At 72.3% G+C, this 7,212-nt stretch carries 8 protein-coding genes; 2 read left to right on the top strand and 6 right to left on the bottom strand.

The annotated features are described in order from the left end of the window. The 3 genes from AB0K09_RS27055 to AB0K09_RS27045 form a co-directional block, all read right to left on the bottom strand. Positions 1–865: trypsin-like peptidase domain-containing protein (locus tag AB0K09_RS27055; protein ID WP_366068018.1), on the bottom strand; the 865-nt coding region annotated here is incomplete at its 3' end. A gap of 90 nt (positions 866–955) precedes the next feature. Beyond that, positions 956–1,981: a LacI family DNA-binding transcriptional regulator gene (locus AB0K09_RS27050; RefSeq protein WP_366068017.1), complete on the bottom strand. Its 1,026-nt coding sequence runs from the start codon at positions 1,979–1,981 to the stop codon at positions 956–958. A 24-nt stretch (positions 1,982–2,005) separates the two neighbouring features. Next, positions 2,006–2,764 (bottom strand): response regulator transcription factor, encoded by a 759-nt coding sequence (locus tag AB0K09_RS27045; protein ID WP_366068016.1) that lies wholly within the window; start codon positions 2,762–2,764, stop codon positions 2,006–2,008. 242 nt (positions 2,765–3,006) lie between these two features. Here AB0K09_RS27045 and AB0K09_RS27040 point away from each other — a divergent pair, with 242 nt between their 5' ends. Next, on the top strand, positions 3,007–3,759 hold the full coding sequence (locus AB0K09_RS27040; RefSeq protein ID WP_366068019.1) for an alpha/beta fold hydrolase: 753 nt from the start codon (positions 3,007–3,009) through the stop codon (positions 3,757–3,759). Between the two features lie 37 nt (positions 3,760–3,796). Here the strand turns inward: AB0K09_RS27040 and AB0K09_RS27035 are convergent, their stop codons facing one another. The 3 genes from AB0K09_RS27035 to AB0K09_RS27025 all read right to left on the bottom strand — a co-directional run bounded on the left by AB0K09_RS27035 (position 3,797) and on the right by AB0K09_RS27025 (position 6,194). Further along, positions 3,797–4,507: a DUF2993 domain-containing protein gene (locus tag AB0K09_RS27035; RefSeq protein WP_366068015.1), complete on the bottom strand. Its 711-nt coding sequence runs from the start codon at positions 4,505–4,507 to the stop codon at positions 3,797–3,799. A gap of 87 nt (positions 4,508–4,594) precedes the next feature. Beyond that, positions 4,595–5,896, bottom strand: a complete 1,302-nt coding sequence (locus AB0K09_RS27030) for a hypothetical protein (RefSeq protein ID WP_366068014.1) — start codon at positions 5,894–5,896, stop codon at positions 4,595–4,597. A gap of 10 nt (positions 5,897–5,906) precedes the next feature. Further along, positions 5,907–6,194 carry a MoaD/ThiS family protein gene (locus AB0K09_RS27025; protein WP_366068013.1) on the bottom strand — a complete coding sequence of 96 codons (288 nt, stop codon included), beginning with the start codon at positions 6,192–6,194 and terminating at the stop codon, positions 5,907–5,909. Positions 6,195–6,311: 117 nt separating this feature from the next. Here AB0K09_RS27025 and AB0K09_RS27020 point away from each other — a divergent pair. Then, a partial coding sequence (locus AB0K09_RS27020) for an ABC transporter permease (RefSeq protein WP_366068012.1) occupies positions 6,312–7,212 on the top strand: 901 nt, incomplete at its 3' end.

Genomic DNA, 7,212 nt, shown 5'->3' with positions numbered 1-7,212 from the left:
CCCCGGACCCGCCCGACCCGCCGCCCGAGCCGGCCGCGTACATCGCCGAATTGATCCCGATGATCTCGCCGTTCATGTTGATCAGGGCGCCGCCGGAGTTGCCGGGGTTGAGCGAGGCGTCGGTCTGGATGGCCTTGTAGGTGGTCCGGGAGGAGCCGGTGTCGCCGTTGTACTGGTTGCCGCCGAACTCGAACGGCCAGCGCGGCAGACCGCGCTGGTCCTGGCTGCGGCCCTGCTCCTTGGAGACGGTCACGTCGCGGTTGAGGGCGGAGACGATGCCGCTGGTCACCGTGCCGGTGAGGCCCTCGGGCGAGCCGATCGCGACGACCTGGTCGCCGACCTGGACCCGCCGGGAGTCGCCGAGGACGGCGGCCTTGAGACCCTTGGCGTCCTGGATCTTCACGAGGGCCAGGTCCTTGTCGGGGTCCGTGCCGACGACCTTGCCGGTCTTCGTGGTGCCGTCGCTGAGCGACACCTGGACGGAGTCGGCTCCGGCGACCACGTGGTTGTTGGTGATCACTTCACCGTCGCCGGTGATGATCACGCCGGAGCCGGTGGACTGGCCGGCGGCGGTCGCGGCCTTGATCTCCACGATGCTGGGGCTGACGGCCTTCGCGACGGCCGCGACGCCGGTCTCCTTCGAGGAGACGTTCTGGACGGGCGTCGCCCGGCTCGTGCCGGGCGCGGCACCACCGGTGAGCTCTCCGACCAGCGCGGCGGCCCCGCCACCGGCGACGGCCGCGACGAGCGCGACAGCCGCCAGCAGGGCGGCGGGCCGCCGTCGGCGTCGCCCGCGTCCCACGACGGGCGGGTGCGGGGGCGGTGCGGGGTAGCCGTGCGGGATCTGCGCTTCGTGTTCCGTCATGCCTAAGACTGTGCTCCGGCCTGATGAAAACAGTCTGAGTACGCGCTGAGAACTGCGCTGCAACCGGTGCGCGGCGTCAGCCGGCCGGCGTCAGCCGCGGCAGCCGCAGGAGTCTCTGATGACCAGCCGGGACGGGAACTGCTTCAGGCGCTCCCGGCGCGAGCCGGCGACGCGGAGGCCGTCGTCGAGGACGAGGTCGACCGCCGAGCGCGCCATCGCCTGGCGGTCGGAGGAGACGGTCGTCAGCGGCGGGTCCGTGAGCGCCGCCTCCTTGACGTCGTCGAAGCCGGCCACCGCCAGATCCCCCGGCACGTCGATCCGCAGCTCGCGCGCCGCGCGCAGCACGCCGATCGCCTGGTCGTCCGTCGCGCACAGCAGCGCCGGCGGCCGGTCCGGCCCGCTCAGCAGCCGCAGCGCGACCTTGTACGCGTCGTAGCGGTTGTACGGCGCCTGGAAGAGCCGACCCTCCAGCGATTTGCCCGCTTCGCGCATGGCGCGGCGCCAGCCCTCGACGTGGTCGGTGACGGGGTCGCCGATCGTCGGCGTCTCCTCCGTGCCGCCGAGGCAGGCGACGTACGGATGGCCGTGCTCCAGCAGGTGCCGGGTGGCGAGCTGCGCGCCGCCGATGTCGTCGGTGACGACGGCGACGTCGTCGATCGCGTCGGGACGGCGGTGCATCAGCACCACGCGCGCGTCCCACGCGTCGATCTCTATGGCCGCGTGCTCGCTGGGGCCCTGGCTGATCAGGATCAGGCCCGCGACCCGCATGCCCAGGAAGGCGCGAAGGTAGTGGACTTCGCGTTCGTCCAGATAGTCGGAGTTGCCGACGAGGACCATCTTGCCGCGCTCGGCCGCCGCCTGCTCGATGGCGTGGGCCATCTCCGCGAAGAACGGCTGCCGCGCGTCCGGGATGATCAGGCCTATGAGGTCCGTCCGGCGAGAGGCCATCGCCTGGGCGACCCGGTCCGGGCGGTAGCCCAGCTCCTTGATCGCCGCCAGCACTCGCTCCCGCGTCGCCGGTGCCACCGGGCGCGGTCCGTTGTTGATGACGTAGCTGACGACCGCGGTCGACGTCCCCGCAAGCCTCGCCACATCGTCCCGCGTCACCTTGGCCACGCGCGGCAGTCTACGCGGGTCCACCTAGTGTTTCACCGGGCGAACGGCCTCGGTTTGAACACCTTCCTCCGCAGGGGCCTCGCCGGGCTTCGGGTCCTCTGATCGTTCCGGCTTCTCGGGCAGGACGAAACGGTAGCCGACGTTGCGCACGGTGCCGATGAGGGCCTCGTGCTCCGGGCCCAGCTTGGCCCGCAGCCGCCGCACGTGGACGTCCACGGTGCGGGTGCCGCCGAAGTAGTCGTAGCCCCAGACCTCCTGGAGCAGCTGCGCGCGGGTGAAGACCCGGCCGGGATGCTGGGCGAGGTACTTGAGCAGCTCGAATTCCTTGAAGGTCAGGTCCAGGACCCGGCCCTTGAGCTTGGCGCTGTAGGTCGCCTCGTCGACGGAGAGGTCACCGGTGCGGATCTCCATGGGGCTGTCGTCCATGGCGATCTGCTGGCGGCCCATGGCGAGCCGCAGCCGCGCCTCGACCTCGGCGGGGCCCGCCGTGTCGAGGAGGACGTCGTCGACGCCCCAGTCGGCGGTGACGGCGGCCAGTCCGCCCTCGGTGACGACGAGCAGCAGCGGACAGCCGGGCCCGGTGGACCTCAGCAGCTGGCAGAGGCTGCGCACATGTGGAAGATCGCGCCGGCCGTCGATCAGTATGCAGTCGGCCCCGGGGGTGTCCACCAGCGCCGGCCCCTCGGCCGGGGCCACCCGCACGTTGTGCAACAGCAGGCCGAGGGCCGGGAGCACCTCGGTGGAGGGCTGGAGGGCGTTGGTCAACAGCAGCAGGGAACTCATCGGCCGCCACCCGTCTCACTGGTCGTACGGATCTGGCTGTCTCGCTCGCTTCGCTCGCCCATTACGTCGGCTCCTCCTCGGTCCCGAGGACGTATCGGGGCACTGCTCCGAATGCACAAAAGGACCCGGGGGCTACTCTGCCCGGATCCTTCATGCCCAGCAGAATAACCCACATGACTTTCCGGGGCGCGGACGACTTTGCACGGCCTTGTGTTTCGTCGATCACTTCGAGTGGTCATCGCATCGCCCTCTTGACGGCCGACGGGGTGCGGATCGAGGCCGCGTACCAGCCCTGTACGGACCAGTCTGCCGCCGCGGCCGACCGGCCCGCCATCGTCGTGGCGCACGGCTTCACCGGGGCCCTGGACCGGCCCGGCGTGCGCCGGGCGGCGGCGGTCTTCGCCCGGCGGTCGGCCGTGATCACGTTCTCGTTCCGGGGGCACGGGCGCTCGGGCGGCCGGTCGACGATCGGCGACCGGGAGGTGCTGGACCTGGCGGCGGCCGTGGCGTGGGCACGTTCCCTGGGCCACGGGCGGGTGGCCACGGTCGGCTTCTCGATGGGCGGCTCGGTGGTGCTGCGGCACGGCGCGCTGTACGGGCCGCCGTCCGGGGCACACGCCGACGCGGTGGTGTCCGTGAGCGCCCCGGCCCGCTGGTACTACCGGGGGACGGCCCCGATGCGGCGGCTCCACTGGGCGGTCTCCCGCCCGGCCGGCCGCCTCGTCGCCCGCTGGGGCCTGCGGACCCGTATCCACCCGGAGGACTGGGACCCGGTCCCGCTCTCCCCCACGGAGGCGGCCCCCCTGATCGCGCCGCGGCCGCTGCTGATCGTTCACGGGGACCGTGACACGTACTTTCCCCTGGAGCACGGGCACGCGCTGGCCCGTGCGGGGCATCCGGCCCGCACGGAACTGTGGATCGAGCGCGGCTTCGGCCATGCGGAGAACTCGGCCGGGGCCGAGCTGCTGGAGCGGATCGCCGCCTGGGCGCACTGACCGGGCGCACCAGGTCGTGGGCGAACGGCACGGGCGGTCACCCGGCCAGGTTCACGTCCGTCCCCGTCAGCTCGATGTCCACGCCGGACGGCGTGGTCGTGACCTTGGCGAGCTTGATCCCCTTCGGCAGCCCCGAAATCTGCCGATCGAAGTCGATCTTCTCGCGCACCTTCCGCTCCAGCCCCGGAATCCCCTGCGCCGGCACCTCGTCCGCGTGGACGCGCACCGTGTTGCCGTCCACGACGGAGACCGTGGAGATGACGCTCCGCGTCACCGGCTGGCCCATGACCTCGGTCCTGCCGGTGACCTTGACCTTGCTGGCGCCGTCGCCGGAGGACCCGCCGTAGGCGATCGTGACACCGGGGTCGGCGGCGGCCTTCGTCAGCTCGTCGTACGTGAGGTGGGCCGTGCCCGTCGCCCGGTGGGCGACGGCGGAGGAGAAGCTGCTGTCGATGCGGACGCCGTGGAGCGTGGCGTCGAAGCCCGAGACCTTCACCGAGCGGTCACCGGCTCCGGCGGTGACACCGCCGTCGAGCTTGATCTCGACCTCGTCGAGGCGGGAGTCGGCTATCTGCGTCAGGAAGGGGAAGCCCTTGATGGACACATCGGGCGTGCCGGACAGGCCCTGGCTGCTGCGGATCTTGTCCGCGGCCTGGTCCTCGGCGAAGTAGACGGCCGCCCGGTCGGCGGCTATGAACAGCCCCGCCAGGACCACGACCACGATCAGAGTCGTCCGTATTCCACGCATCGGTTCGCTGCTCCCCCTGCTGTCGGTCGGGCTCGTCGGACAGGCCGACTGTCCGACGAGCCTAACCGGCGGCCCCGGCCGGCGGACCTACGCGAGGGCCCGGCCCAGCACATAGACGGCGGGCGCGGCGAGCGCCAGCGGCAGGGCGACACCCGCCGTCATGTGGACGAAACGGGACGGATAGTCATAACTCGCCACACGCAGGCCGATCAGGGCGCACGCTCCGGCCGCCAGGCCGAGCAGTGCGGCGACCGGGCCGGTGCCGGTCAGCTGGCCGGCGGCGATGCCCGCGCCTGTGGCGGCGATCAGGGCGACGGCCGGAGCGGCGAAGGACGGCAGCGGCAGCGCGCGGCCCAGCACCGCCGCCGCGACGGCGAGGCTGCCGACGACCACCGCGTCGGAGTCGGCCGCCAGGTGCCCGGCGGCCACGACGGCCAGCGCGGTCGACGCGGCGGCCGCCGTCAGACCGTACAGCCGCTCGTCGGGCGAGGCGTGGCTGCGCAGTTGGAGCGCGATCACGAGCAGGAGCCAGACGCCGAGCGTGCCGAGTATCACCTTCGGGGCCTGCGCGGTGTCCGTGGCCAGCAGGCCGGCGTCGGCGGCCACGCCGCCGAGGAAGGCGAGCGCGATGCCCTGCCGGGCGGGCCACATGCCGTTGAGCCGGAACCAGCCGGCCGCCGTGACCGCCTGCAGCAGGACGACCGGTACGAGCAGCGCGGGCCGGGCCAGCGGCGCGGCGAGCGCCAGCAGTCCGGCGAGCACGGCGGTGATCAGCGCGGGCCGCAGCCCGGGCGAGAGGATCTGCGGACGGCCCTCGGCCTTCGCCTTCTCGGCGGCGGTCAGGGGCCGCTCCGGCGCGGCGTCCACCCCCGGCCCGGGCGCGGGCGTGAAAACGGGATCCGGCTCGGGCGGGAAACCGGGCTCCGGCTCGGCCGCGAACGCGCCCGCGTGCGCGGGCTCGTAGGCGGCGGCACCGTACGAGGGCGCCGCCTCCTGCTGCGGCCAGCCGGAGGCGGCCGCGCCATCGTGGGTGCCGTACGGGTCCTGCCGCTGCGGCGCCCAGGCCGGCTCCGCCGCGGGTGTGCCGTACGCCACGTCCTGGCCGGACGGCCACGCGGCGCCGTGCCCACCGTGCCCACCGTGCCCACCGTGCCCACCGTGCGCACCCTGCCAGCCGTCACCCTGCCCGGAGGGCGCGGGCCCCGGCGCCGGCTCCTGCCAGCTGCGCGTGTCCCAGCTCTGCGTCTGCCAGGTCTGGGTCACCGGCTCCTGCTGGTCGTGCCGCTCCTGCTGCGGCCATGCCTGCGGCTGCGGCTGCGCCTGCGGCGGGTACGGATGGCCGTACCCACCGTCCTGGTGCCGGTACGGATCGTGCTGCTGCTCGCTCATGCTGCCGGGATCACCCTCCTGCGAAGGGCGGGAGCACCTCGACCGTGCCGCCCTCGGCCAGTTGGACCGTCGAGTGGTCGCGCGTGCCGACGGGATCGCCGTCCACGAGGAACGAACAGCGCGCCAGCACCCGTGCGAACTCGGGCCGGCCGGAGTGCCGCTCGCGGGCCGCGTGCAGCGCCTCCGCCAGCGTGCCCGCCGCGTACGGCTCCTCGGGCGTGCCGGCGGCGGCCTTGGCCGCGGCCCAGTACCTGATGGTGCCCGTGTGTGTCGTCGCCACCGCGACCCTTCCTCGCATCTCACCGGAGCGCCGTCTGTCGCGTTCCGCCTCCATGATGACGGGTGCCGCGCGGCGACCGGCCCCCGGCCGGTAAAGGGCAAGCCCTGGGGAGTGGTGCTCGCATAGGCTGCTCGTGTGTTGGTACGACTTCTGCGGGCGTATGTGAAGCCCTATTCCAGACCGATCGCACTGGTGGTGCTGCTTCAGCTCGTTCAGACGCTCGCGACGCTGTATCTGCCCACCCTCAATGCGGACATCATCGACAAGGGCGTCGTCAAGGGCGACGCCGGCTACATCCTGGGCACCGGCGGCGTGATGCTCGCCGTCACGCTCGCCCAGATCGTCTGCGCCGTCGGCGCCGTCTACTACGGCGCCCGCACGGCCATGGCGATCGGCCGGGACCTGCGGGGCGCGGTCTTCGACCGCGTCCAGTCCTTCTCGGCGCGGGAGATGGGCCGCTTCGGCGCGCCCTCCCTGATCACCCGCACCACCAATGACGTCCAGCAGGTGCAGATGCTGACGCTGATGACCTTCACGATGATGGTCGCGGCGCCCATCATGTGCGTCGGCGGCGTGATCATGGCGCTGAACAAGGACGTGCCCCTGTCCGCCCTGCTGCTGGTCATCGTGCCGGCGCTGGGTGTCATCGTCGGGCTGATCGTGCGGCGGATGCGCCCGCTCTTCCGCGGCGTCCAGGAGCGGATCGACACCGTCAACCGGGTGCTGCGCGAGCAGATCACCGGCATCCGCGTCATCCGCGCCTTCGTCCGCGACCGGCACGAGCGCGAACGGTTCGGGAAGGCCAACACCGACCTGTTCGACGTCTCGGTGCGCGCCGGCCGGCTGATGTCGATGATGTTCCCGCTCGTGATGCTGATCGTGAACGTCTCCAGCGTCGCCGTGGTCTGGTTCGGCGGTCACCGCATCGACGGCGGCGACATGCAGATCGGCGCGATGACCGCGTTCCTCAGCTACCTCATGTACATCTTCATGTCGATCATGATGGCGACGTTCATGGTCATGATGCTGCCGCGCG

The organism is Streptomyces sp. NPDC049577, assembly GCF_040675635.1.
Classification (GTDB): Bacteria; Actinomycetota; Actinomycetes; order Streptomycetales; family Streptomycetaceae; genus Streptomyces.
Note: the sequence above shows the minus strand (reverse complement) of the source record. Positions and strands in the feature narration are given on the sequence as shown.